21 protein-coding genes and 2 rRNA genes are annotated in these 23,575 nt (G+C 62.4%); 12 read left to right on the forward strand and 11 right to left on the reverse strand.

Annotated features, from left to right (window positions below; translation table 11 throughout):
* Positions 1-197: 197 nt before the first annotated feature.
* Both CFB40_RS35710 and rrf read left to right on the forward strand, forming a co-directional pair.
* Positions 198-3,079: ribosomal RNA gene (locus CFB40_RS35710) — 23S ribosomal RNA — on the forward strand.
* 154 nt (positions 3,080-3,233) lie between these two features.
* Positions 3,234-3,346, forward strand: a 5S ribosomal RNA gene (gene rrf / locus CFB40_RS35715).
* A 136-nt stretch (positions 3,347-3,482) separates the two neighbouring features.
* Here rrf and CFB40_RS35720 read toward each other — a convergent pair.
* From CFB40_RS35720 to CFB40_RS35735, 4 genes are all read right to left on the reverse strand, one after another.
* On the reverse strand, positions 3,483-4,199 hold the full coding sequence (locus CFB40_RS35720; protein ID WP_089434274.1) for an O-methyltransferase: 717 nt from the start codon (positions 4,197-4,199) through the stop codon (positions 3,483-3,485).
* 106 nt (positions 4,200-4,305) lie between these two features.
* Entirely contained in the window at positions 4,306-4,608 is a 303-nt protein-coding gene (locus CFB40_RS35725) for a 4Fe-4S dicluster domain-containing protein (protein ID WP_373452711.1), read from the reverse strand.
* Positions 4,605-4,913 carry a hypothetical protein gene (locus CFB40_RS35730; RefSeq protein WP_089429233.1) on the reverse strand — a complete coding sequence of 103 codons (309 nt, stop codon included), beginning with the start codon at positions 4,911-4,913 and terminating at the stop codon, positions 4,605-4,607. The genes CFB40_RS35725 and CFB40_RS35730 overlap by 4 nt, the downstream gene beginning before the upstream one ends.
* Positions 4,914-4,925: 12 nt before the next feature.
* Positions 4,926-5,510 (reverse strand): RNA polymerase sigma factor, encoded by a 585-nt coding sequence (locus CFB40_RS35735; protein ID WP_089434052.1) that lies wholly within the window; start codon positions 5,508-5,510, stop codon positions 4,926-4,928.
* Between the two features lie 534 nt (positions 5,511-6,044).
* Between CFB40_RS35735 and CFB40_RS35740 the strand changes: the two genes are divergently transcribed.
* Complete coding sequence (locus CFB40_RS35740; RefSeq protein ID WP_089434053.1) at positions 6,045-7,874, forward strand: methyl-accepting chemotaxis protein; 1,830 nt, start codon at positions 6,045-6,047, stop codon at positions 7,872-7,874.
* Between the two features lie 49 nt (positions 7,875-7,923).
* Here the strand turns inward: CFB40_RS35740 and CFB40_RS35745 are convergent, their stop codons facing one another.
* From CFB40_RS35745 to CFB40_RS38445, 4 genes are all read right to left on the reverse strand, one after another.
* Entirely contained in the window at positions 7,924-8,388 is a 465-nt protein-coding gene (locus CFB40_RS35745; protein WP_089429236.1) for a GNAT family N-acetyltransferase, read from the reverse strand.
* Between the two features lie 116 nt (positions 8,389-8,504).
* Positions 8,505-8,876, reverse strand: a complete 372-nt coding sequence (locus CFB40_RS35750) for a nuclear transport factor 2 family protein (RefSeq protein WP_089434054.1) — start codon at positions 8,874-8,876, stop codon at positions 8,505-8,507.
* Between the two features lie 92 nt (positions 8,877-8,968).
* Positions 8,969-9,568, reverse strand: coding sequence for a hypothetical protein (locus CFB40_RS35755; protein WP_089434276.1), 600 nt, complete (start codon positions 9,566-9,568; stop codon positions 8,969-8,971).
* Positions 9,569-9,669: 101 nt separating this feature from the next.
* The gene (locus CFB40_RS38445) at positions 9,670-9,861 is read right to left on the reverse strand and encodes a hypothetical protein (protein ID WP_143329950.1); all 192 of its coding nucleotides are present in this window, start codon (positions 9,859-9,861) and stop codon (positions 9,670-9,672) included.
* Positions 9,862-9,953: 92 nt separating this feature from the next.
* Here CFB40_RS38445 and CFB40_RS35760 point away from each other — a divergent pair, with 92 nt between their 5' ends.
* From CFB40_RS35760 to CFB40_RS35770, 3 genes are all read left to right on the forward strand, one after another.
* On the forward strand, positions 9,954-11,459 hold the full coding sequence (locus CFB40_RS35760; RefSeq protein ID WP_089434055.1) for an aldehyde dehydrogenase: 1,506 nt from the start codon (positions 9,954-9,956) through the stop codon (positions 11,457-11,459).
* Positions 11,460-11,540: 81 nt separating this feature from the next.
* Positions 11,541-12,932, forward strand: a complete 1,392-nt coding sequence (locus CFB40_RS35765) for an aspartate aminotransferase family protein (protein ID WP_089434056.1) — start codon at positions 11,541-11,543, stop codon at positions 12,930-12,932.
* Positions 12,933-13,233: 301 nt separating this feature from the next.
* Positions 13,234-14,619 (forward strand): purine-cytosine permease family protein, encoded by a 1,386-nt coding sequence (locus CFB40_RS35770; RefSeq protein ID WP_089434057.1) that lies wholly within the window; start codon positions 13,234-13,236, stop codon positions 14,617-14,619.
* A gap of 48 nt (positions 14,620-14,667) precedes the next feature.
* Here CFB40_RS35770 and CFB40_RS35775 read toward each other — a convergent pair whose 3' ends face one another.
* Positions 14,668-15,687 (reverse strand): AraC family transcriptional regulator, encoded by a 1,020-nt coding sequence (locus tag CFB40_RS35775; RefSeq protein WP_089434058.1) that lies wholly within the window; start codon positions 15,685-15,687, stop codon positions 14,668-14,670.
* Positions 15,688-15,831: 144 nt separating this feature from the next.
* On the opposite strand from CFB40_RS35775, the gene CFB40_RS35785 reads away from it, so the two are divergent.
* Genes CFB40_RS35785 through CFB40_RS35795 form a run of 3 tightly spaced genes read left to right on the forward strand, consistent with a single transcriptional unit; the run spans position 15,832 to position 19,498 of the window.
* Positions 15,832-17,499 (forward strand): acyl-CoA synthetase, encoded by a 1,668-nt coding sequence (locus tag CFB40_RS35785; protein WP_089434059.1) that lies wholly within the window; start codon positions 15,832-15,834, stop codon positions 17,497-17,499.
* A gap of 22 nt (positions 17,500-17,521) precedes the next feature.
* Entirely contained in the window at positions 17,522-18,289 is a 768-nt protein-coding gene (locus CFB40_RS35790; RefSeq protein WP_089434060.1) for a 3-hydroxyacyl-CoA dehydrogenase, read from the forward strand.
* Between the two features lie 18 nt (positions 18,290-18,307).
* Positions 18,308-19,498 (forward strand): acetyl-CoA C-acyltransferase, encoded by a 1,191-nt coding sequence (locus tag CFB40_RS35795; RefSeq protein ID WP_089434061.1) that lies wholly within the window; start codon positions 18,308-18,310, stop codon positions 19,496-19,498.
* 131 nt (positions 19,499-19,629) lie between these two features.
* Here the strand turns inward: CFB40_RS35795 and CFB40_RS35800 are convergent, their stop codons facing one another.
* Together CFB40_RS35800 and CFB40_RS38450 are read right to left on the reverse strand one after the other, a co-directional pair.
* Positions 19,630-20,283, reverse strand: coding sequence for a response regulator transcription factor (locus CFB40_RS35800; protein WP_089434062.1), 654 nt, complete (start codon positions 20,281-20,283; stop codon positions 19,630-19,632).
* Positions 20,284-20,306: 23 nt separating this feature from the next.
* A complete protein-coding gene (locus CFB40_RS38450) occupies positions 20,307-20,639 on the reverse strand; it encodes a hypothetical protein (protein ID WP_143329951.1) in 333 nt (110 codons plus the stop codon).
* On the opposite strand from CFB40_RS38450, the gene CFB40_RS35805 reads away from it, so the two are divergent.
* The 3 genes from CFB40_RS35805 to CFB40_RS35815 all read left to right on the forward strand — a co-directional run bounded on the left by CFB40_RS35805 (position 20,638) and on the right by CFB40_RS35815 (position 23,115).
* Positions 20,638-21,270 carry a DUF1120 domain-containing protein gene (locus CFB40_RS35805; protein ID WP_089434063.1) on the forward strand — a complete coding sequence of 211 codons (633 nt, stop codon included), beginning with the start codon at positions 20,638-20,640 and terminating at the stop codon, positions 21,268-21,270. The genes CFB40_RS38450 and CFB40_RS35805 overlap by 2 nt on opposite strands.
* A 288-nt stretch (positions 21,271-21,558) precedes the next feature.
* A complete protein-coding gene (locus CFB40_RS35810; RefSeq protein WP_089434064.1) occupies positions 21,559-22,248 on the forward strand; it encodes a DUF1120 domain-containing protein in 690 nt (229 codons plus the stop codon).
* 225 nt (positions 22,249-22,473) lie between these two features.
* Positions 22,474-23,115, forward strand: coding sequence for a DUF1120 domain-containing protein (locus CFB40_RS35815; protein WP_179255342.1), 642 nt, complete (start codon positions 22,474-22,476; stop codon positions 23,113-23,115).
* Positions 23,116-23,575 lie beyond the last annotated feature (460 nt).

Here is a 23,575-nt window from a genome sequence, read left to right on the forward strand (position 1 = left end):
GTATCGGCTGTCGTTCTTTAACAATCTGGAAGAAGCAAGTAATTTGGATAGCGGAAGCGTCTTGAGATGGACGTGGAAACTATCCGGGTTGTGATTGTATCGATGTATCTCAAGATGATTCGAACTCTATGTTCGACTTAAATTGGAATACGGCACAACGCGAGAACTCAACCTGTAACGAGACAGACTCGTTATAGGGTCAAGCGAACAAGTGCATGTGGTGGATGCCTTGGCGATCACAGGCGATGAAGGACGCGGTAGCCTGCGAAAAGCTACGGGGAGCTGGCAAACGAGCTTTGATCCGTAGATGTCCGAATGGGGAAACCCACTCCTTTTGGAGTATCCATGGCTGAATACATAGGCCATGTGAAGCGAACGCGGTGAACTGAAACATCTAAGTAACCGCAGGAAAAGAAATCAACCGAGATTCCCAAAGTAGTGGCGAGCGAAATGGGATGAGCCTTGCACTCTTTATTTGTATTGTTAGCCGAACGCTCTGGAAAGTGCGGCCATAGCAGGTGATAGCCCTGTAGGCGAAAACAGTATGAAAGAACTAGGTGTGCGACAAGTAGGGCGGGACACGTGAAATCCTGTCTGAAGATGGGGGGACCATCCTCCAAGGCTAAATACTCGTGATCGACCGATAGTGAACCAGTACCGTGAGGGAAAGGCGAAAAGAACCCCGGGAGGGGAGTGAAATAGATCCTGAAACCGCATGCATACAAACAGTCGGAGCCTCGTAAGGGGTGACGGCGTACCTTTTGTATAATGGGTCAGCGACTTACGTTCAGTAGCAAGCTTAACCGTATAGGGCAGGCGTAGCGAAAGCGAGTCCGAATAGGGCGTTCAGTTGCTGGGCGTAGACCCGAAACCAAGTGATCTATCCATGGCCAGGATGAAGGTGCGGTAACACGTACTGGAGGTCCGAACCCACTAACGTTGAAAAGTTAGGGGATGAGCTGTGGATAGGGGTGAAAGGCTAAACAAACTTGGAAATAGCTGGTTCTCTCCGAAAACTATTTAGGTAGTGCCTCGTGTCTCACCTTCGGGGGTAGAGCACTGTCATGGTTGGGGGGTCTATTGCAGATTACCCCGCCATAGCAAACTCCGAATACCGAAGAGTGCAATCACGGGAGACAGACATCGGGTGCTAACGTCCGGTGTCAAGAGGGAAACAACCCAGACCGCCAGCTAAGGTCCCCAAATATAGCTAAGTGGGAAACGAAGTGGGAAGGCTAAAACAGTCAGGAGGTTGGCTTAGAAGCAGCCACCCTTTAAAGAAAGCGTAATAGCTCACTGATCGAGTCGTCCTGCGCGGAAGATGTAACGGGGCTAAGCTATATACCGAAGCTGCGGATGCGTGCTTAGCACGCATGGTAGGAGAGCGTTCTGTAAGCCTGCGAAGGTGTCTCGGAAGGGATGCTGGAGGTATCAGAAGTGCGAATGCTGACATGAGTAGCGATAAAGGGGGTGAAAGGCCCCCTCGCCGTAAGCCCAAGGTTTCCTACGCAACGTTCATCGGCGTAGGGTGAGTCGGCCCCTAAGGCGAGGCAGAAATGCGTAGCTGATGGGAAGCAGGTCAATATTCCTGCACCATTGTTAGATGCGATGGGGGGACGGATCGCGGAAGGTTGTCCGGGTGTTGGAAGTCCCGGTCGCTGCATTGGAGAAGGCGCTTAGGCAAATCCGGGCGCGTAATTCAAGGGTGTGGCGCGAGCTCCCTAGGGAGCGAAGCAATTGGAAGTGGTTCCAAGAAAAGCCTCTAAGCTTCAGTCTAACGATGACCGTACCGCAAACCGACACAGGTGGGCGAGATGAGTATTCTAAGGCGCTTGAGAGAACTCGGGAGAAGGAACTCGGCAAATTGGTACCGTAACTTCGGGATAAGGTACGCCCTTGTAGCTTGACTGGCCTGCGCCAGGAGGGTGAAGGGGTTGCAATAAACTGGTGGCTGCGACTGTTTAATAAAAACACAGCACTCTGCAAACACGAAAGTGGACGTATAGGGTGTGACGCCTGCCCGGTGCCGGAAGATTAAATGATGGGGTGCAAGCTCTTGATTGAAGTCCCGGTAAACGGCGGCCGTAACTATAACGGTCCTAAGGTAGCGAAATTCCTTGTCGGGTAAGTTCCGACCTGCACGAATGGCGTAACGATGGCCACACTGTCTCCTCCCGAGACTCAGCGAAGTTGAAGTGTTTGTGATGATGCAATCTACCCGCGGCTAGACGGAAAGACCCCATGAACCTTTACTGTAGCTTTGCATTGGACTTTGAACCGATCTGTGTAGGATAGGTGGGAGGCTATGAAACCGGAACGCTAGTTTCGGTGGAGCCGTCCTTGAAATACCACCCTGGTTTGTTTGAGGTTCTAACCTTGGCCCGTGATCCGGGTCGGGGACAGTGCATGGTAGGCAGTTTGACTGGGGCGGTCTCCTCCCAAAGCGTAACGGAGGAGTACGAAGGTACGCTAGGTACGGTCGGAAATCGTGCTGATAGTGCAATGGCATAAGCGTGCTTAACTGCGAGACCGACAAGTCGAGCAGGTGCGAAAGCAGGTCATAGTGATCCGGTGGTTCTGTATGGAAGGGCCATCGCTCAACGGATAAAAGGTACTCTGGGGATAACAGGCTGATACCGCCCAAGAGTTCATATCGACGGCGGTGTTTGGCACCTCGATGTCGGCTCATCTCATCCTGGGGCTGTAGCCGGTCCCAAGGGTATGGCTGTTCGCCATTTAAAGAGGTACGTGAGCTGGGTTTAAAACGTCGTGAGACAGTTTGGTCCCTATCTGCCGTGGGCGTTGGATATTTGAAGGGGGCTGCTCCTAGTACGAGAGGACCGGAGTGGACGAACCTCTGGTGTACCGGTTGTCACGCCAGTGGCATCGCCGGGTAGCTATGTTCGGAAGAGATAACCGCTGAAAGCATCTAAGCGGGAAACTCGCCTTAAGATGAGATATCCCTGGGGACTAGATCCCCTTGAAGGGTCGTTCGAGACCAGGACGTTGATAGGTCAGGTGTGTAAGCGCAGTAATGCGTTCAGCTAACTGATACTAATTGCCCGTAAGGCTTGATCCTATAACAAGTCTGCCTTGTAGATCGGCGCCGTGCCCTAGCACGAGCCGCGATCCAAAGCGACAAGTTGGATTCTCGTGTGTGATACACACAACTCAAGATTACTGCTTCTTCCCAGATTGGTTGTGCTGCGAAGCCAGCACAACAACCCTCTTTGCCTGATGACCATAGCGAGTCGGTCCCACCCCTTCCCATCCCGAACAGGACCGTGAAACGACTCTACGCCGATGATAGTGCGGATTCCCGTGTGAAAGTAGGTAATCGTCAGGCTCCCTAAGCCGAAAACCCCCGCCCGAAAGGCGGGGGTTTTTGCATTTCGGCGGCGGAAATGCTTCGGGGTGCGGGATGGCGGCGGTGTTCTTTAGCCCGAGATCCCATGGAAGAACCGCTTCGACGGCATCGCCACTCAACAAACGACGACCGTAAATTCGACTCCCGATTCAAAGTCCAGGGTCGTGGTCGAAAACCGCGGGTCGTTGTCGAGGTAGTGCTTGTACGGTCGAACGGCGTCCTCGGCTGTGTACATGTTGTCGGCCAGTACGACCGATCCCGGGCGAAGCAGGCGCTCGATCTGCTTGAAGAGCCTCAGATAGGCGTCGGCCCATATGTCGATGAACACCATGTCGAACGTACCGTCCAGTTCGGCAACGGTCTCGAATACGTCGCCCTCCCGCATGTCGACATAGGCATCCAGGCCCGCTGTTCTGACGTGAGCGCGCAAATGTGCGCACTTGAGCGGATCACGTTCGGTCGCGACGACAACGCCACGGCCCAACGTGCGCAGCGCCTCGGCGAAATACAGCGTGGATACGCCGCATGAACTGCCAAGTTCAAGGATTCTGGCCGGTCGTTGCGAGAGCACCATGTTGCGCAAGAATCCGCCCGTTTCCGGCGACACGGCCAACGATAGCGGACTGCCTTCGGGGGAATCGAAGTCGTCGCTGGACAGCCCGACGGTTTCGAGAAACCGCCCCCGCAGACGGGGCGCGATCGCTTCGTATTCCTCGGCTAACGACAGAAAATCCTCGTTCGATCCCTGGAACTGCGCACGGGCGCGGGCGACGATTTCGGTCCGGCTCTCTTCGTGGAGCCGCTGCAGAAGAGCGATGGTGGGTGACGCCATGTGCGTTTCCTTGAAGAGATTGATTCGGTCGACGCAGTATTCAGCGGCGGCATCTCTCATCAGAGATGCCGCGCTGTCGCTCGATATCGGCGATACACGGAGGTTGCTATACCGTATGGGCAAGCGTGATTGCGCGTTCGGGGCACGCCGTCACACACAGTCCGCATGACCGGCACGCGTGCGCATTCGGCGTATAGGCGACCTTCATTCCATGCACGCGCTGCTTCAGGCGATGCATCAAATCAAGGCCGAGGTAATCGACTTTGTCGATGCGCCGGATCTCGAACACGTTCTCGGGACAAACGGCGACACAATCCCCTTTGCCTTCGCAGCGCTTCAGATCGACGACCGGCGCAATCACACCCGGCTTCTGTTTGCAGCCGCCCGTTGATTTGTCGGGCATGTTCATTCTCCCGTGGGCCGGTTGCTGCCGGATCGCCACGCGGTCCGGAAATGCTCGCGTTCCTCGGGGGTCATGGACTCCCACTTGCGCCAGTGGCGTCGACCGCGCCAGCCGTGATGTCCGCGGAATCCGCCGAACAGGATGCGGCTCAACACGAGCAGGCCCAGCGCATGGGCGAAGTCGATCGTACGGGCGCCGACGAATAGCGCCGGCATGACCCAGTTCCATAACATCATGACGACCCATCCGAGCACGCCTATCGCGATCAACACGAGAAGCGCCTTGCCTGCACATCTGATTCGGAAATTCATCTGTCGATTCCTCTAGGTGTTATCCAGTTCGTCATAAATGGGCTGGAGTCGGTCACGCAAATGCAAGACCGCATAGCGTTTGCGAGCGAGCAGCGTATTGAGCGCGACACCGTTTTGTGCGGCCATTTCCTTGAAAGACTGGCCCTCCAGCTCGTGTGCGATAAATACCTCCCGCTGATTGGTCGGCAACTCGTCGAGCGCATCCTGCAAGGCCTTGAGCACGAGCGTGCGCGCATAGCGTGCTTCGGGGCCGGCATCATGCGCCGGTAGCGCGAGGTCCAGGCGATACTCACCGTTTGTGTCATCGTCGACCTCGGGCAGATCGGTCAGAGGCTGCTCCTTCTTCTTGCGAAAACGGTCAACGATGCGGTTGCGCGCGGCACGGAAAAGCCACGCACTCGCCTGCTCGATTGGCGCAGGAAGTCGATACGCCTGTACGAATTCGTGAAACACATCCTGCAGGATGTCCTCGGCGTCGTCCGGGTCGCGAATCCGACGCCGGATAAAATTCACTAGCTTCGATCGTTCACGCATCACTGTCGCTGTGATGTCGCGGTCTGGGTCGGTCATCGTGTGCGAAGTGGGTGGCGATTCCATGTGCCTGAAGACGTTTCAGGCGCGCGAATATTGTGGCGAGAGAAAAAAATCTGCTGCCGAATGCGTCGGCCTTGCGGTGATACCCTTTATCGTTGGCTAAGCCGGGAGCGCACTTATCGTCGGCGGCTCGTCAAATACGCGTGCCGGAGCGGAATCGATACCTGATCCCGTCTCTCGGCTTCGACACGCTGAACGAGATGCCTTTCTGCTACCGGCCACGCGGAAGTCGACCGAATCGCGATGCAGATAGACCGTCAAACCTCCGGCGAACCGGAACATGGCAACCTTCCGCGTATCCGGACGAGCGTTGACAGTTCTTCAAGGCTCCCTGCTACGCGCCCCGGTCAGTCCGCACGGTATCCGATCTTGCCGGATCGGCACGTCCGTCTTTCAATCCACGGTTCTGCCGATCCGTTGCGCACACTGGTCTGGCCAGTCAGGCCTTAAGTTCCCGCAGCCGCTGTCGTTAAACAGGACGTTGCCCGCTTTCGGCGAGCCCATTCATATAACGCGGTAACGGAGATCGAAGTCATCATGTTGTCCTCGATTCGTGCACGGATACTCGCGACCTGCGTCGCCATCGTGGTAACGGCGCTGGCCGTGACAGGCGGCCTGGTCTATTACGTCGTCAAGCAACACAACGACGCGACAATCGACCAGAATCACAAGTCGATCCTCGCCGGGCACGCGCTGGCGATCAACGAATGGGTGGCCAGCAGAGGCCGGGAAACCCAGGCACTCGCGGACACGATCCCGATCGGCGAGGGCGACCCGCTGCCGGCGCTGAAGTTGCTTGGGAAGTCGGGCGGCTTCGAGGTGTTGACGCTCGGCCTGCCGGACAAGACCGCGTTCTCGAACGTGCCGCTCGCACCCGGCTACGACCCGACATCACGCCCGTGGTACAAGCAGGCCGTCAGCGCCGGCAGCCTGGTCGTGACGGCACTCTATCGTGATGCAACGACCGGCAAGCCGGCTGTCGCGTTCGCGGTGCCCGTGGTGCGCGACGGCACGGTGAAGGGCGTGCTGGCCGCCAGCCTGTTCATGGAGAGCGTGAGCTCGATCGTCACCTCGGTACACCCGACACCCGCGAGCTTCGCATTTCTGGTGGACAAGAGCGGACGCGTGATTGCGTCGGCCAAGACCGACCTGATCATGAAACCGGCAACCGGTCTTTCGCCGGCACTCGACGCCGACCACCTCGGCGCGCTGCAAACCGCGTCCGAGCCCGTCGCGATCGACATCGACGGCGCCACCAAGCTGCTGCGGGCCCAGCCGATCGCGGGCACCGACTGGTCCCTCGTGCTCGCGCTCGACAAGGCCGACGTGACGGCCGGCATGCGCGCGGTCGCGACGACGACACTGGCGGCGATCCTGATCGTGGCCGTGATCGCGGCCGCGCTCGTCGGTGCGATGACGAACGCGGCCTTCAAGCGCATCCTGCTGGTTCGCGACGCGCTGACGGATGTCTCGACCGGCAGCGGCGACCTGACGAAACGCCTGCCTGCCGACGGCGCGGACGAAGCCGCGCAGATCGCGCATGCGTTCAACCTGTTCGCCGAAAAGATCAGTACGATCCTGCTGCAGATTCGCGAGTTCAGCGAATCCGTCAACCTCGCGAGCGCCGAGATCGCGCAGGGCAACCAGGATCTGTCCGGGCGGACCGAGCATGCTGCATCGAGCTTGCAGGAAACCGCCGCCGCGCTCGAGGAAATCGCCGGCACGGCCCGCAACTCGGCCGATGCCGCGAGCCAGGTGAGCCGTCTCGCGGAATCGGCGTCGGACGTCGCGGTGCGCGGCGGCACGGTCGTCAGCGAAGTCGTCTCGACGATGAACGAGATCACGCAGGCGTCGAGCGAGATCGCCAACATCGTCGGCGTGATCGACGGCATCGCGTTCCAGACCAACATTCTCGCGTTGAACGCTGCCGTCGAGGCCGCACGTGCGAACGAGCACGGCCGGGGCTTTGCGGTCGTCGCCGGCGAGGTGCGAGCGCTCGCGCAGCGCAGCGCGCAGGCTGCCAAGGAAATCAAGCAGTTGATTCACTCGTCGGTCGAGAAGATCGAGGGAGGCTCGGGACTCGTCCAGACGGCCGGCACGACGATGAACGAAATCGTCGAGGGCGTGCGCAGCATCACGAGCGTGATTGCGGAAATTACCGTGGCCGCCAAGGAGCAGAGCACGGGGATCGAGCAGGTGAATCAGGCGGTGTCGCATCTCGACAATGCGACGCAGCAGAACGCGGCGCTCGTCGAGCAGTCCGCGGCGGCCGCGACGTTGCTGCGCGAGCAGGCCGCCAGGCTCGCGCAGACGGTCGGCGAGTTCAAGCTCGAGGACCGCCGCACGATGACGTTGCAGTCAGCGTGAGAAGGGCGATACCGGGTGCGTCTGGCGGCGGTGCCGACGGACGTTGCAATCAGATCGTGATCCTCACGATCGGGAAGTACCTGCCCGGGACGACGCTCGATTCCTTTTCGCCGATTTTTTCGGCGCCGAGCGCCAGATAGAACGGAAGCGCATTGGGGTCCGCTTCGATCACGAAGCTCCTGATCCCTCTCGCGACGCTTTCCCTGCGGACCTCTTCCCACAGTGCCCGGGCGACACCGCGGCCCATGTGGTCGGGATGGACGAACAGCCATCCGGGCGTCGGGCGATCCGATTCCGATGACGCCCGGACCCAGAACCCGATGATTGCCGCGCCGGACTCCGCAACGTATCCGATCGACCCATCGATCGTCTCCGGCGCAATCGTGAGATCGCTCTGCCACAAGTCCAGCCAGTCCTGCGGATAGCCCCAGTGTGCCTTCGAAATGCGAGCCAGCCGCGTGAGTGCGTCCGCGTCCGCGGTACGGGCTGCGCGTACGGTGAATGCTTGGTGCATCTCGTCTCCTGTGATGGTCGACACCTTCGTCGGGGTATCGCCCGGCTCGCATCGACTCAACTCAACGCCGGATTCGCGGGGCTTGCCGACTCGAAGGAACGTCGCGCACGACGCAGCTACGCGACCTGCGATGCATGCCCGGCGACGACGCGCCAGCCGGCGGATGATCGGCGCCAGAGCCGAGTATAGGCAAACATGCCGTCGAACGCCGTGCCGTCGAAATGGCCGGCGAGTCTCGCCTTCGTCGTGGTCAGGATCATCTCGCCGATCGCGCATGCGCGTGTTTCCTGCACATCGAGCCTGTCGAGGCGCAGCAGCTTCGCGCGATGCGCGGCCAGGTCGTCCTCCTTCGAGATGACCTGGCCGGTCGGAACGGTGAACACCAGGTCGTCGTCCAGCAACGCATCGAGCGCTTCGACATCGTTGGCCAGCATCGCGACACGAAGCGCGGCTTCGCTGGGTTCGATAGTTGTACGGATTGCATCCATTTCAGGGCCTCGCATCGTCTCTGAAGGTCTGTGGTTCAGCTCATACCGGCGAGCAACAGCAGCAACGAACATACCGCACCGCCGGATACCGTCTACCGCGCGTTCGACAGCGATTGGCGCCGGACGAGCATCACCACGCAGATGCCGATCGACGCGATGACGTTGACGGCCGGATAGAACGCGACCGCGACGCTCCACGTGCTCAACGCCAGCAACGCCAGCGCGTACTTGAGCACGCACAGCGCGAAATACGTGAGGCTCTCGCTCCACGGATCGCAGATCGTCTTGCGGACGGTCGGGCCGAGGCCGGCCAGCTCGATCAGCGTGACCAGACAGATCGAGAGCGTCGGGTCGTTGGTCAGCATCCACAGCGGAATGGCCGACAGGGCCGCGACCAGGAAAAACCAGTCGACGCGTGTCCAGCCGCGTTCTCCCCGAAAGATGCTTGCCACCAGCGTTAGGAAGCAGGTAACGGCAATGGCTGCCGTGCACCACGCGGACGGCCCGGCACCCGCGACGAACTGGCCGGCCGCCGCGATCGCCGTGACGACCGACCACACGAGCCAGGTGAACAGATGCGGGCGAATCGTGCGCCGGTAGATGGCGAGCGCATACGGAATCGCCGCCAGCAAAGACACGGCCGTTCCTATCACGCCGAAGATCGAAGCGGCGCCATGATCGACATTCACCATCGTCAGCATCCTTGTTCCCACTGGCCGACCAGTATGTGGTTGGACTGGGCGGGGCGCAACGTCGTACCGGCCAGATGTCGCTGCGGATGACACGTCGAATCTCATCGGAAAGCCGACGCGATCGCACGCAAACAAACGGCACCGGGATCGCGACGTGGCAGGAAAACCCACTGCACGACCGCGGAATGAATAGAAATAACCTCTTCAATGAGAAGAAAAACTGTTCTTTCAAATCTCTTTTTGACGACCGACAGTTTGCCAACCGGACGACTGCGGCGATGCGCGGCGGTCATGGGCATCGGTCGTGCCCGCTGGCGTCTTTCGTCGGGTCGAGTTCAGGCGCAGAACAACGCATAAACGCCTGGTCGTCAAAACGGAGTCTTGAATGAACCCAACTTCAGCAGAAACTCATCAGCACGCGGACTGGAGACGTCTCGCGCCGCAAGTGGTCCCGAGAACACTCGCGCAAATTGGCGGGCGCGGCGTGCCGGCTCGAAGCGGTCGGACGTTCACCGCGATCAATCCGGCGACGGAGGCCGTCATCGCGGAAGTCGCGTCGTGCGATGCACCGGACGTCGACGACGCCGTGCGCGCCGCGCGTCACGCGTTCGAATCCGGCGTCTGGTCACGTTGCGCGCCGGCCGAGCGCAAGCGCGTGCTGTGCCGGCTGGGCGAGCTCATCGCAGCGCACGGCGCGGAGCTCGCGCTGCTCGACTCGCTCAACATGGGCAAGCGCGTGGCGGACGCGTTCAGCATCGACGTGCCGGCCGCGGGCGGCCTGTTCAGCTGGTACGGCGAAGCCGTCGACAAGCTGCATGGCGAAGTCGCGTCGACGGACCCCGGCAACCTCGCGGTCGTCACGCGCGAACCGTTGGGCGTGGTCGGTGCCGTGGTGCCGTGGAATTTTCCGCTCGACATGGTCGCGTGGAAGGTCGCGCCCGCGCTGGCGGCCGGCAACAGTGTCGTGCTGAAGCCGGCGGAGCAATCGCCGCTGTCCGCATTGCGTCTCGCGGAACTGGCGCTCGAGGCCGGCCTGCCGCCGGGCGTGCTGAACGTCGTGCCGGGTTACGGCGAGACCGCAGGGCGTGCGCTCGGGCTGCATCCCGACGTGGACGTGCTCGCCTTCACCGGATCGACGGCCGTCGGCAAGAAATTCCTCGAGTACGCCGCGCAGTCGAACATGAAGCAGGTGTGGCTCGAGTGCGGCGGCAAGAGCCCGAACCTGGTCTTCGACGATACGGACGATCTCGACCTGGCCGCACGCAAGGCGTGCTTCGGCATTTTCTTCAACCAGGGCGAGGTGTGTTCCGCCAATTCGCGGCTGCTGGTCCAGCGTTCGATTCACGATGCGTTCGTCGACCGGCTGATTGCGCATGCCGCCGCGTTCATGCCGGGCGATCCGCTTGATCCGGCGAGCGGGATGGGCGCCATCGTCGACGAGCAGCAGCATCGGCGCGTGCGCGAGTGGATCGCACGCGGCCGCGATAGCGCAACGCTCGCGATCGGCGGAGGCGCGCCGCGCGTCGACGGCAAGGGCTACTTCATCGAGCCGACGATCTTCATCGACGTGAAGCACGACGACCCCATCGCGCGCGAGGAGATCTTCGGGCCGGTGCTGTCGGTGATGGCGTTCGACACCGAGGACGAGGCCATCCGGCTCGCGAACGACTCGATTTATGGGCTGGCCGCGTCGCTCTGGACCGGCAGCCTGTCGCGCGCGCACCGCGTATCCGGGCGGCTGCGTGCCGGCACGGTGTCCGTGAACACCGTCGATGCGCTGAGCGCGCAGACGCCGTTCGGCGGGTTCCGCCAGTCGGGCTTCGGCCGCGATCTTTCGCTGCATGCGATCGACAAGTACACGGGCCTCAAGACAACCTGGATCAGTTACTGATTCGACGCGGCGGCCCGCATGCGGTTGCGCCGCGCAACACGACCACGCTTTTCATCCACACAACGAACCGGAGACTCGCCCATGAATGCGCCCAACTTTCCGCATCGTACGACACAGGACTATCAACGCAGCGACGCCGCGCATCACCTGCACGCATTCGTCGACCAGAAGGCGCTGAACGAGGAAGGCGCGCGCGTGATGGTGCGCGGCGAAGGTATCCATCTATGGGATAACGACGGCAACCGCTACCTGGACGGCATGTCCGGGCTGTGGTGCACCAACGTTGGCTATGGGCGGCCGGAGCTGGTCGACGCCGCCGCGCGGCAGATGAAGGAACTGTCCTACTACAACATGTTCTTTCATACGACGCACCCGTCGGTGATCGAACTGTCGGAGCGTCTGTTCGCGCTGCTCGGCAATCGCTTCAGTCACGTGGTGTATACCAATTCGGGATCCGAATCGAATGAAGTGCTGATTCGCACCGTGCGGCGGTTCTGGGACGTGATGGGCAAGCCGGAGAAGAAGGTGCTGATCGGTCGCGTGAACGGCTATCACGGGTCGACGGTGGGCAGCGCGTCGCTGGGCGGGATGGCGTTCATGCACGAAATGGGCGACCTGCCGATTCCGAACATCACGCACGTGGACGAACCGTACTGGTACGCGAACGGCGGCGACCTGAGCCCCGAGGCATTCGGCAAGCAGGCGGCGCTGTCGCTCGAGCGCAAGATCCTGGAGATCGGTGCGGACCGCGTGGCCGCGTTCGTCGCGGAGCCGTTCCAAGGGGCGGGCGGGATGATCTTCCCGCCGGACGGCTACTGGCAGGAGATCGAGCGCATCTGCCGACAGTACGACGTGCTGCTCTGTGCGGATGAAGTGATCGGCGGTTTCGGCCGTACCGGTGAGTGGTTCGCGCATCGTCACTTCGGCTTCGAACCGGACCTGATCTGCATGGCCAAGGGCCTGACCTCGGGCTACGTGCCGATGGGCGGGCTGATCATGAGCCGGCGCGTCGGCGAGGCGCTAGTCGACAAGGGGGGTGTCTACGCGCACGGGCTGACCTATTCGGGGCACCCGGTCGCGGCCGCCGTCGCATTGGCCAACCTCGACGTGCTCGAGCGCGAAGGCCTCGTCGAGCGGACCAAGACGGATACCGGGCCGTACCTGCAGAAGGCGCTGCGCGATGCGTTCGGCAATCATCCGCTCGTCGGCGAGATCCAGGGTGTGGGCGCGGTCGGCGCGATCCAGTTCGCGAAGAACAAGGCGACGCGCGAGCGCTTTGCGAACGAGGCCGACCTGACCTGGCACAGCCGGACCGTCGGGTTCGAACTCGGCGCGATCGTGCGTTCGACGAACGGCCGACTGATCGTTGCGCCGCCGCTGGTGATCGATCACGCGCAAATCGATGAACTGGTCGACACGATGCGCAAGGCCGTGGATGCCACCGCGCGCGAAGTGCTCGGGATCGACTGCTGACGGATTGAGCGACGCGCTTGCGCCCGATGAGCGTCGGGCGCAAGCGCGCCAAACCACAGGATCCGGTTCGGCGACGAGCCAATTGCGTGCGGCCACCGGAGCGGCAACCTGACCGGGTGAAGACTGGGTGTCGTGGGCGGTGATCGCGATAGGGCGATGTGCCGCTGACTGCATATTGGTAAGGAATGCAAATGGTATGGCTCGCGCGTCGAAGTCCGCACGGCTTTGAGCCGGCCACGTATTCCCGGTCACCCTTCAGCTCCCGAATCCACGAACATCACAACAGAAACAAGGAGACGACATGAGTCAGGGCGAGTCCATTGCTCATCTCGAGGAAAGCACCATCCAGCCGATTCCGCTGACCGAGCGGCACGGCAGCGCGAAGGATCTGTTCACGATCTGGTTCGGGTCGAACATCATGATGCTGACGATCGTTACCGGATCGCTCGCGACCACGGTGTTCAAGCAGCCGTTCTGGTGGGCGGCGCTCGCCACGCTCGTCGGCAGCCTGATCGGCGCGGTGTTCATGGCGCTGCATTCCGCGCAGGGGCCGCAGCTCGGCGTGCCGCAGATGATCCAGACCCGCGGGCAGTTCGGGTCGTTCGGCGCGCTGCTCGTGGTCGGGCTGGTGGTCGTGATGTATGTGGGCTTCTTCGCGTCGAACTGCGTGTTCGGCGGGCAGGCGCTGCACAGCCTGAACGCCGGCATTCCGCTCGATGCGGGCGTGGTGGTGATCGGCCTGATCAGCCTGCTCGGATCGATCTACGGCTACAAGCTGATCCACGCGTATGCGCGGCTGTTGAGCTGGTGCTCGGGCAGCGTGCTCGTGCTGGCGTTCGTGTGGATCATCTTCGTGCACGGACTGCCCGCCGATACGTTCTCGAAGCATTCGCTGAACCTGTCAGGGTTCCTGGGCGCGATGTCGGTCGCCGCGCTGTGGCAGATCGCCTATGCGCCTTACGTGTCGGACTATTCGCGCTACCTGCCGCCCGATACCGGGCCGCGCACGGCGTTCTGGTCGAGTTACTGGGGCTGCGTGCTCGGCTCGTTCTTCCCGATGCTGCTCGGTTGCCTGGTGGGGCTCGCGACGCCCGACGGCAATGTCGTGAGCGGCCTCACGGGCCTCACGCAAGGGATCAGCGTGCTCGTGATCGTCGTGCTGTCGTTCGGCATCGCGGCCAGCAATGCGATGGAACTGTATTGCGGCGCGCTGTCGGCCATCACCGTGCTGCAGACGCTCTTTCCATCGTGGTCGGGCAAGGCGCGGGCGCGGGCGATCACCGCGATCGTCCTGTGCGGCATCGCGCTCGCGATCGCGCTGTTCGGGCAGGACAATTTCCTCGCCGGCTACACGAACTTCATCCTGCTGCTGCTGTACGTGCTCGTGCCGTGGACCGCGATCAACCTCGTCGACTATTACCTCGTGTGTCACGGCGAGTACGACGTCGACTCGTTCTTCCGGCAGGACGGCGGCATCTACGGGCGCTTCAATACGATCGCCGTCGGCTCGTATTTCATCGGCATCGTCGCGCAGGCGCCGTTCATGGCGACCGATCTCTATACGGGAGAACTGGCGAGCCGGCTCGGCGGCGCGGACGTGTCGTGGATCGTCGGTTTGTCGCTGACGTCGCTCGTCTACTACGCGGGGTGCAAGCTGTTCTCGCGGCCGCTGCAGGGCGTCGCGTGAGCGTTTCCGTGCCGGCCGGGCATTCGGTGTTGACGACTGCCCGCCGCATCATCCGTTCGCGCCCCCCGGCTCCCCCTCCGCCGCATGCACGTCCCGCCGGAACGCACCCGGGCTCGTGCCTGTCCATTTCCGGAATGCGCGATGAAACGCGCTCGGCTCGGTGAAGCCGAGCTCGGCCGCGATCTCCGCGACGCCGAGCGCATGCCCGCGCAGCAACGACTGGGCCAGCGCGCCGCGCAGCTCGTCCTTGATTGCCGCGAAGCTTTGCCCTTCGCTGCGCAGACGCCGCCGCAGCGTCGCGGGCGTCGTGCCGAGGCGCATGGCCAGCGTATCGAAGTCGGGCCACTCCGCGGCCGGTAGCGCCTTCAACTGCGCGCGCGTCTTCGCGACCCAGCCCGTATCGTGCCGGTAGCGGACGAGCAGGTTGCCGGGCGCGCCGCGCAGGAAGGTCTTCAGCGCCTGCTCGGAACGGATCGTCGGCAGCGCGAGGTATGCGGCGTTGAACGCGAGCCGGCTGTCGGGCCGGTCGAAATGCACGGGCACGCCGAAGAACTGGTGATAGTCGCTGCGCTGGCCGGGGCTCGGGCACGCGAAGTCGATGCGCTGCAGCGGGATGCGCCGGCCGATCAGCCAGCACGCGACGCCGAGCAGGATCAGCCAGAACGTCCGGTACGCGAACGCCGGGTAGGGCGCGCCCGTCTGCGTCAGCACGATCTGCGCCTGCCCATCGGCCACGACGAGCTCGCCATGCGGCTCGTCCAGCACCACGCGCAGGAACTGCAGCGCGCGCCGCAACGCCTTGTCGAGCGTGCCGGCGTGCAGCACCGCATGGCACAGCAGCGTGAAGCTGCCGCGCCGCATCGGGCGCGCGGCGAGCCCGAAGAATTCGTCGTCGAGCGCACCGGCGATCGCGAGCCACAGCCTGCCGTACTGCTGCGGCGTGACGGGCTCGCGCACGGCGGCCGGCAGGCCGGCGGCACGCAGCACTGCCTCCGTCGGAAGGCCTTGCCCGCGCAGGCACGCGAGCGCGTCGTCGACGAAATCCGGCGAAATCATCTGCGGCCCCATTTTCCTGCATCCTCCCGACATGGCAAAAGCGATCACGATTCTAGATTCGGTTTGTCATTGATTGCAATGTACGGGCTGTCTACTATCGAACTATCCCCGTCGCGCCCCTGGCTCGCCGGCGGCCATAACGCACAGGAGACACGCATGTCTGATGGAGCTACCGCCCGCGCGGTGCCGGCCTACGCCGACGCCGTGGCCCGGTTCAGTATCGAGACCGCCGAGCAGCAACTGCACGGCGACCTGGAGCGCGGCCTGAACGCGTGCGTGGAATGCTGCGACCGGCACGCATCCGCGGACGCGATCGCGCTCGACTGGATCGACGCGGGCGGGCAGCATCACCGCTACACGTTTGCGCAGATGAAGGCGCTGTCGGCACGCGTCGCGAACCTGCTGGTCGCGCAGGGCGTGAAGCCGGGCGACGTGGTGGCGGGGCTGTTGCCGCGCACGCCCGAGCTTGTCGCGACGATCCTCGGCACGTGGCGCGCGGGTGCCGTCTACCAGCCGCTGTTCACCGCGTTCGGCCCGAAAGCGATCGAGCACCGGCTGCGCATGAGCGATGCGCGCCTGGTCGTGACCAACGTCGCGAACCGCGCGAAGCTCGACGAGATCGCCGATTGCCCGCACGTTGCGACGGTGCGCGAGCCGGGCGAGACGCTGCCGGCGCGCGACATCGATTTCCGTGCGGTGCTCGATGCGCAGTCCGACGCGTTCGAACCGGTGCTGCGCAAGGGGACGGACCTGTTCATGATGATGTCGACGTCGGGCACGACGGGTTTGCCGAAGGGCGTGCCGGTGCCGCTGCGCGCGCTGCTCGCGTTCGGCGCGTACATGCGTGAAGCGGTGGACCTGCGTGCCGACGACCGGTTCTGGAACATCGCCGATCCGGGCTGGGCGTACGGCCTCTATTACGCGATCACGGGCCCGCTGTTGCTGGGCCACGCGACGACGCTCTACGAGGGCAGCTTCACGGTCGACAGCACGTACGACGTGATCGAACGGCTCGGGATCACGAGCCTCGCCGGCTCGCCGACTGCCTACCGGATGCTGATGGCGGCCGGCACGGAGGCGGCGGCGCGGCTGAAGGGCAAGCTGCGCGTGGTCAGCAGCGCGGGCGAACCGTTGAATCCGGAAGTCGTGCGCTGGTTCGACGCGGCGCTCGGCGCGCCGATCTACGATCACTACGGCCAGACCGAACTCGGGATGGTCGTGAACAACCACCACGGCCTCGCGCATGTGGTCCACGCCGGCTCCGCCGGCTTGGCGATGCCCGGCTACCGCGTCGCGGTGCTCGACGACGCGAGCCGCGAGCTCGGCCCCGGCGAGCCCGGCAACCTCGCGATCGACATCGCGCGCTCGCCGCTGCTGTGGTTCCACGGCTACTGGCAGCAGGACACGCCGGCGATCGCGGGCGGCTATTACCGGACCGGCGACAACGTCGAGCTGGAGCCGGACGGCACCGTGAGCTTCATCGGCCGCGCGGACGACGTGATCACGTCGTCCGGCTACCGGATCGGCCCGTTCGACGTGGAAAGCGCGCTGATCGAGCATCCGGCCGTGAGCGAGGCCGCCGTCATCGGCGTGCCCGATGCGGAGCGCACGGAGATCGTCAAGGCGTTCGTCGTGCTGTCGAAAGACTACGACGGCACGCCGGCGCTGGCCGAGGAACTGAGCCTGCACGTGAAGCGGCGGCTGTCCGCTCACGCCTATCCGCGCGCGATCGACTTCGTCGACGCGCTGCCTAAAACCCCGAGCGGCAAGATCCAGCGCTTCGTGTTGCGCAAGATGGAAGCCGAGAAGGCCGCTCAACCCTGAACACAACCTGTACGGACTGCGAATGGATATCAAGGATCGCGTTTTTCTGATCACGGGCGCCGGTTCCGGCCTCGGCGCCGCGGTGGCGCGCATGGTGGTCGCGGAAGGCGGCAAGGCCGTGCTGCTGGACGTCAACGAAGAAGCCGGCGCGGGCCTCGCGCACGAGCTTGGCGCGGCTGCGCGCTTCGTGAAGACGGACGTGACGAGCGAAGCCGATGGGCAGGCGGCCGTCGCCGCCGCGCGTGACGCGTTCGGCCGCATCGACGCGCTCGTCAACTGCGCAGGCGTCGCGCCGGGCGAGAAGGTGGTGGGCCGCGAGGGCCCGCATTCGCTCGACCGCTTCGCACGCGCGGTGTCGATCAATCTGGTCGGCACGTTCAACATGATCCGGCTGGCCGCCGACGCGATGTCGAAGCAGGAGCCCAATGCGGAAGGCGAGCGCGGCGTAATCGTCAACACCGCGTCGGTCGCGGCGTTCGACGGGCAGATCGGGCAGGCCGCGTATGCGGCGTCGAAGAGCGGCGTGGTGGGCATGACGCTGCCGATCGCGCGCGAGCTCGCGCGGTTCGGCATTCGCGTCGTGACGGTCGCGCCGGGCATCTTCGCGACGCCGATGATGGCCGGCATGCCGCAGGACGTGCAGGACGCGCTCGGCAAGAGCGTGCCGTTCCCGCCGCGGCTTGGCCGCCCGGAGGAATTTGCGGCGCTGGTGCGCCACATCGCCGAAAACACGATGCTGAACGGCGAAGTCATCCGTCTCGATGGCGCGTTGCGCATGGCACCGCGCTGACACTGGAGGAAGCGAATCATGACGACTCAGGATCCGATCGTAATCGTGGGTATGGCGCGTACGCCGATGGGTGGTTTCCAGGGCGACCTGGCGGCCGCCGGCGCGAGCGACCTCGGCGCGGTAGCGATTCGCGCGGCGCTCGAGCGCGCGAACGTGCCGGCCGAGCGCATCGATGAAATCGTGTTCGGCTGCGTGCTGCCGGCGGGCCAGGGCCAGGCGCCGGCGCGGCAGGCCGCGCTGAAGGCCGGGCTGCCGCTCGCGGCGGGCGCGACCACGGTCAACAAGATGTGCGGCTCGGGGATGAAGGCCGCGATGTTCGCGCACGACCTGCTGCTGGCGGGCTCGGCAGGCGTGGCCGTCGCGGGCGGGATGGAGAGCATGACGAATGCGCCGTACCTGCTGCCGAAGGCGCGCGCAGGGATGCGCATGGGGCACGGGCAGGTGCTCGATCACATGTTCCTCGACGGGCTCGAGGACGCGTACGAGAAAGGCCGCCTGATGGGCACGTTCGCGGAGGATTGCGCGCAGGCGTACCAGTTCACGCGCGAGGCGCAGGATGCGTTCGCGATCGCATCGCTGACGCGCGCGCAACGGGCGATCGCCGACGGGCACTTCGTGTCGGAGATCGCGCCGGTGACCGTGAAGGCCGGCAAGACCGAAACGGTCGTGTCGATCGACGAACAGCCGGGCAAGGCGAAGCTCGACAAGATCCCGACGCTGAAGGCTGCGTTCCGCGACGGCGGCACGGTGACGGCCGCGAATGCGTCGTCGATCTCGGACGGCGCGGCCGCGCTCGTGATGATGCGCCGCTCGGAAGCCGAGCGCCTGGGCCTCACGCCGAAGGCCGTGATCGTCGGGCATTCGACCTACGCGGACAAGCCGGGCCTGTTCGCGACCGCGCCGATCGGCGCGCTGCGCAAGCTGTCGGAGAAGACCAGCTGGAACCTGCGCGACGTCGACCTGTTCGAGATCAACGAGGCATTCGCGGTGGTCGCGATGGCTGCGATGCGCGATCTCGACCTGCCGCACGACAAGGTCAACGTGCACGGCGGTGCGTGTGCGCTCGGCCATCCGATCGGCGCATCGGGCGCGCGCGTGATGGTGACGCTGCTGGCCGCGCTGGAAACGTATGGCATGAAGCGTGGCGTGGCGTCGTTGTGCATCGGTGGCGGCGAGGCGACGGCGATCGCGATCGAACGCATCGTGTAACGCATCACGCGTAGTACGCACGCTGCGACGCGGGCGACGGGCATCGCACGGGAATCTTCCGCGCGTTGCCTGTCGCCCGTTTTGTTCTGGACATCCCGCGTGTGCGCGTCAATCGATCGCTACGAAAACAGCTAGGATGTCGCGATGCCATTGCGCTGCGCGACCTTCACCAGTTCGACCATGTTCGGGGCGTTGAGCTTGCTCATCAGACGTATCTTGTAGGTGCTCACCGTCTTGTGACTGAGCATGAGCGTGCGGCCGATTTCCTGGTTGTTCATTCCTTTCACCAAAAGGCCGAGGACCGTCATTTCGCGGTCGGTGAGCCCATCGAGTTCTGCGGCCAGACCCAGGCTTTCGGTTGCCGAGATCTCCTGCAGGTTTTCACGAAGCATGTTGGTGACCACTTGCGGGAAATACGAATAGCCGGCGAGCAGTGCCTTGACGGCCTTGGATATTTCATCCAGCCCGTCGTCCTTGCAGACAAAGCCTGACGCGCCGGCTTGCAGGCAACGCATCGCATAGTTGCGCGTGTCGCCAGACGTGAGCACCAGGATGCTGGCGTCCAGTTCTGCGCCGCGCAGGCGATCCATGACCGAGAAGCCGTCCAGATCGGGAATGACCAGATCCAGGACGACCAGATCGGGCTTGAGCGCCCGTACGGCCTGGACGCCGTCCACGCCCGTGCGGCACTCCGCGACGACTTCATGGCCGTCACGCTCCAGAATCGCTCGCACTGCCATTCGAATCAGTGGATGGTCGTCCACGATCACAATACGACGATTCACGGTCCCCTCTGCTCAATTGATCTTTATTGGCCAAACACACCATCCGTAGCCTGGTAGCCCTTCTGGCTTTCGGTTGACGCCGTTGCCGGGCTGGGACCGCTTTTCCAGAAAGAACCATTCGGGCCATCGAGTGTTCGTTTGGGTGAGATTGCTGCTAACCATACTTGAACGCAGATTGATCGCGAATGATCTGAGTGGCTGGTCAGATATTTCTGGGTGAAAAACAGACTCTTCCGAATGGCCTGTATTGGTGCCGGGGCGATAAATTTGTCCACGCGATGGCGCAACGGTTTGTCCGGTGTTTGCACGTTTGGCGGACCATCATTTTTCGATTCATATTTATTGGAGTAAGACATGAAGAAGAAACTCGCGGGATTGGGGCTCGTTGCAGGCGTGTTGGGCATTGCCGGTCATGCGCAGGCGGAAACCTCCGCGGAGATCAAGATCACCGGCAAGATCTTGCCCGATGCGTGCAATCTCACGATCGGCAACGGTGGTGTCTATGATTTCGGCTCCATCGCGTCGGCAAATCTTCACCAGGATAAGGCGACGCAACTCCCGGGAAAGCGTCAGACCGTGTCCATCTCCTGCAATGCGGCCGCCACGGTTGCGTTGAACGTGCGGGACAATCGTTCGGGCACGGCCGCCGGTGGCACGGGCGACGACACCGAATTCGGCCTGGGCAACGGGAAAGTTGGCTACTACACGCTGAGTCTGGGCGGTGCCACTGGTGACAAGAGCGGTGTGGATATCGTGGCCGCTCCGGCTGGATCTGACGCGTGGGCTTCCGACGCGACGGGGCTGATGACGAAAGGTAGCGCGCGCAAATCGTTTGCGAACTCGGGTGACGTGACGCCCGGCGCATACAAGACCGTCACGGCCAATCTGACCGTGATCCCGACGATCAACAAATTGTCGGAGCTGGATCTTTCCGGCGGCAGTGTCGATCTGGATGGCTCGGCGACTATCGAACTGACCTATCTGTAAACAGGTGCGATCCGGACTGGGTCAGGATGTCGGACAGCTGCGACGGCTGACGTTCGGGTCGCTTCTCTCAAGCGCTTGTTTTTGCGCCGAGGCCTGAGTGACGAGACATCGGGCCGTATTGCTGCCGTTCTTGGGGGCTGGAATTAGCGTAGCGGCTGTCGACGCGTGGGCACCAGATGTCGCGTGACTGCGAGCGTCGGGTGATCGCGCCTTCAAGAGACGCACGTCGGAATGGGGTGAATCGGACCGTCGGCACGACGCGAATGGCGACGAACGATTCACGTTCGAATGACAATCCGGCAGGCGGACGCCTATGCCATTCCAAATGAGAGGGATATTCAGATGAGCTTGAAGCAGTGGTGTGTACTTTCCGTGCTGGCCTGCACATTGTCGAGCACGGGTGCTGCATCGGCGGAGGATCTTAAATTCAACGGCCAGGTCGACCTGAGTCTCAACGGTCAAATCCGATCGGTCGGCGCGTGCGACTTGACGCTGGAAAACGGCGGCGTCGTCGACATCGGCAATCTGTCGAAAGACGATTTTCCTAAGGATTCGTACTTTACGCTTACACGCCGTATGCCGTTTCATGTGAGCTGTCCGCGCCCGACCAAGGTCGGATTCGTGCTGATCGACAACATCGGAAACGGTCAGAGTGAGTTCTCATTTGGTCTGAGCAATCCGGAAATTGGTTGGTACTCCATGGCGTTAAGTGTCGATGACTACCGCGCGGTCGACGGAAAAAGAGTTCGATCACTTCTCCGAGAATATGGCGAGTGGAAGACCCCTAGTTGGGGCGGATGGAATGTGCACCGCGGGAGCACCTATTCGTGGGGCTTGTGGGGAGAATCAGACCCGGTGGCGGGCAGGTGGATGGAAGACATGCTGGAGATCTCGATCTCTTTCAAGCCCCAAGACATTCCGTTCTCCGACGAGATGGAGATCGCCGGTTCCGCGACCCTGGAACTGGTATATCTGTAGCGATCTTCTCATTTCATGACTGACTCCTCTGGTAAGCGGGCTGCTTATTGGTCCACTACGTTCGGGGGAAGTTCTTCAAACCGTGACGGTGGCGTGGGTTCGGAAATAACAGGCACCGGGTGGTCAATGTATCCGCGTGGTGGCGCGACGGGGTGTCCGATATCGGCACGTGCCATGCTTGATGCGGGCCTTCACTTTTTGGTTCGTTTTTATTGGAATAAGGTGATGAAGAAGAAACTCGCAGGACTGGGGCTGGTTGTCGGTGCGTTGGTCGTTGCCGGTCATGCGCAGGCGGACACGTCGGCGGAGATCAAGGTCGCCGGCAAGATCGTGCCCGACGGTGCGTGTAACCTCACGATCAGCAACGGTGGCGTCTACGATTTCGGCGTCATCGCATCGGAAAATCTTCACCAGAATAAGACGACGCAATTCGTTCCTAAGTGGCAGACCGTAGCCGTCACCTGCAATGCGGCTACCAAGGTCGCATTGAGCGTGCGGGACAACCGCGCGGGTACGGCCGCCGGCGGCACGGGAGAAGACTTCGAGTTCGGCCTGGGTAAAGGGAAGGTCGGCTACTACACACTGGGTGTTTTCTATGCCACGAGCGACGGCAGTGACGCCAAGCTGGATGTCGTGGCTGCTCCGGCTGGATCTGACGCGTGGGCTTACGACAAGGCGGGGCTGATGACGAATGGTAGCGCGCGTAAAGCGTTTGCGGATCCGGGAAGTTCGACGCCCGGCGCATACAAGTCCATCGCATTCCCTCTAGCGGCGACCCTGACGATCAACAAATTGTCGGAATTGGATCTTTCCAGTGGCAATGTCGATCTGGATGGTTCGGCGACCCTCGATCTGACCTATCTGTAGAAAGGCGCGGTCGGAGCGGGCCCGGACGGCTGACGTTCGGCCTATTGTTTCTTGAACGCTCATTTTCGGCAGGCAGCTTAACGACGAAAATCGGATCGGCTGGGGCTTGCAGCATCGCGCTGGGAAATGGCGTCGTCGTTGATCTGGGTAATCTGTCGCGCAAGGATTTTTACACTAACCGGTCCGCGAGGATGGAGCGAGGCTTGCCGTTGACGATCAACTGGCAGCACCCGATCAAGGTCGGATTCAACGTGACCGACAATCGCGACGGTACGCAACCGCCTTGGTCTTATAAATGTGGGGAGGGGATCTGGGCGCTGTGATATCCCCGGGCGACCCTCCCTATTCGCGGAAAGCGGTGCTGGAGGGCGGGGTAGGGAAGAGAGCCGGTGGCATTCAAGACACCGACGAGCCGGTTATCCACCATCCTTAATTTCGAAGATGGCATCGTGTTCACGGA

The organism is Burkholderia sp. AU31652 (assembly GCF_002223155.1).
Classification (GTDB): domain Bacteria; phylum Pseudomonadota; class Gammaproteobacteria; order Burkholderiales; family Burkholderiaceae; genus Burkholderia.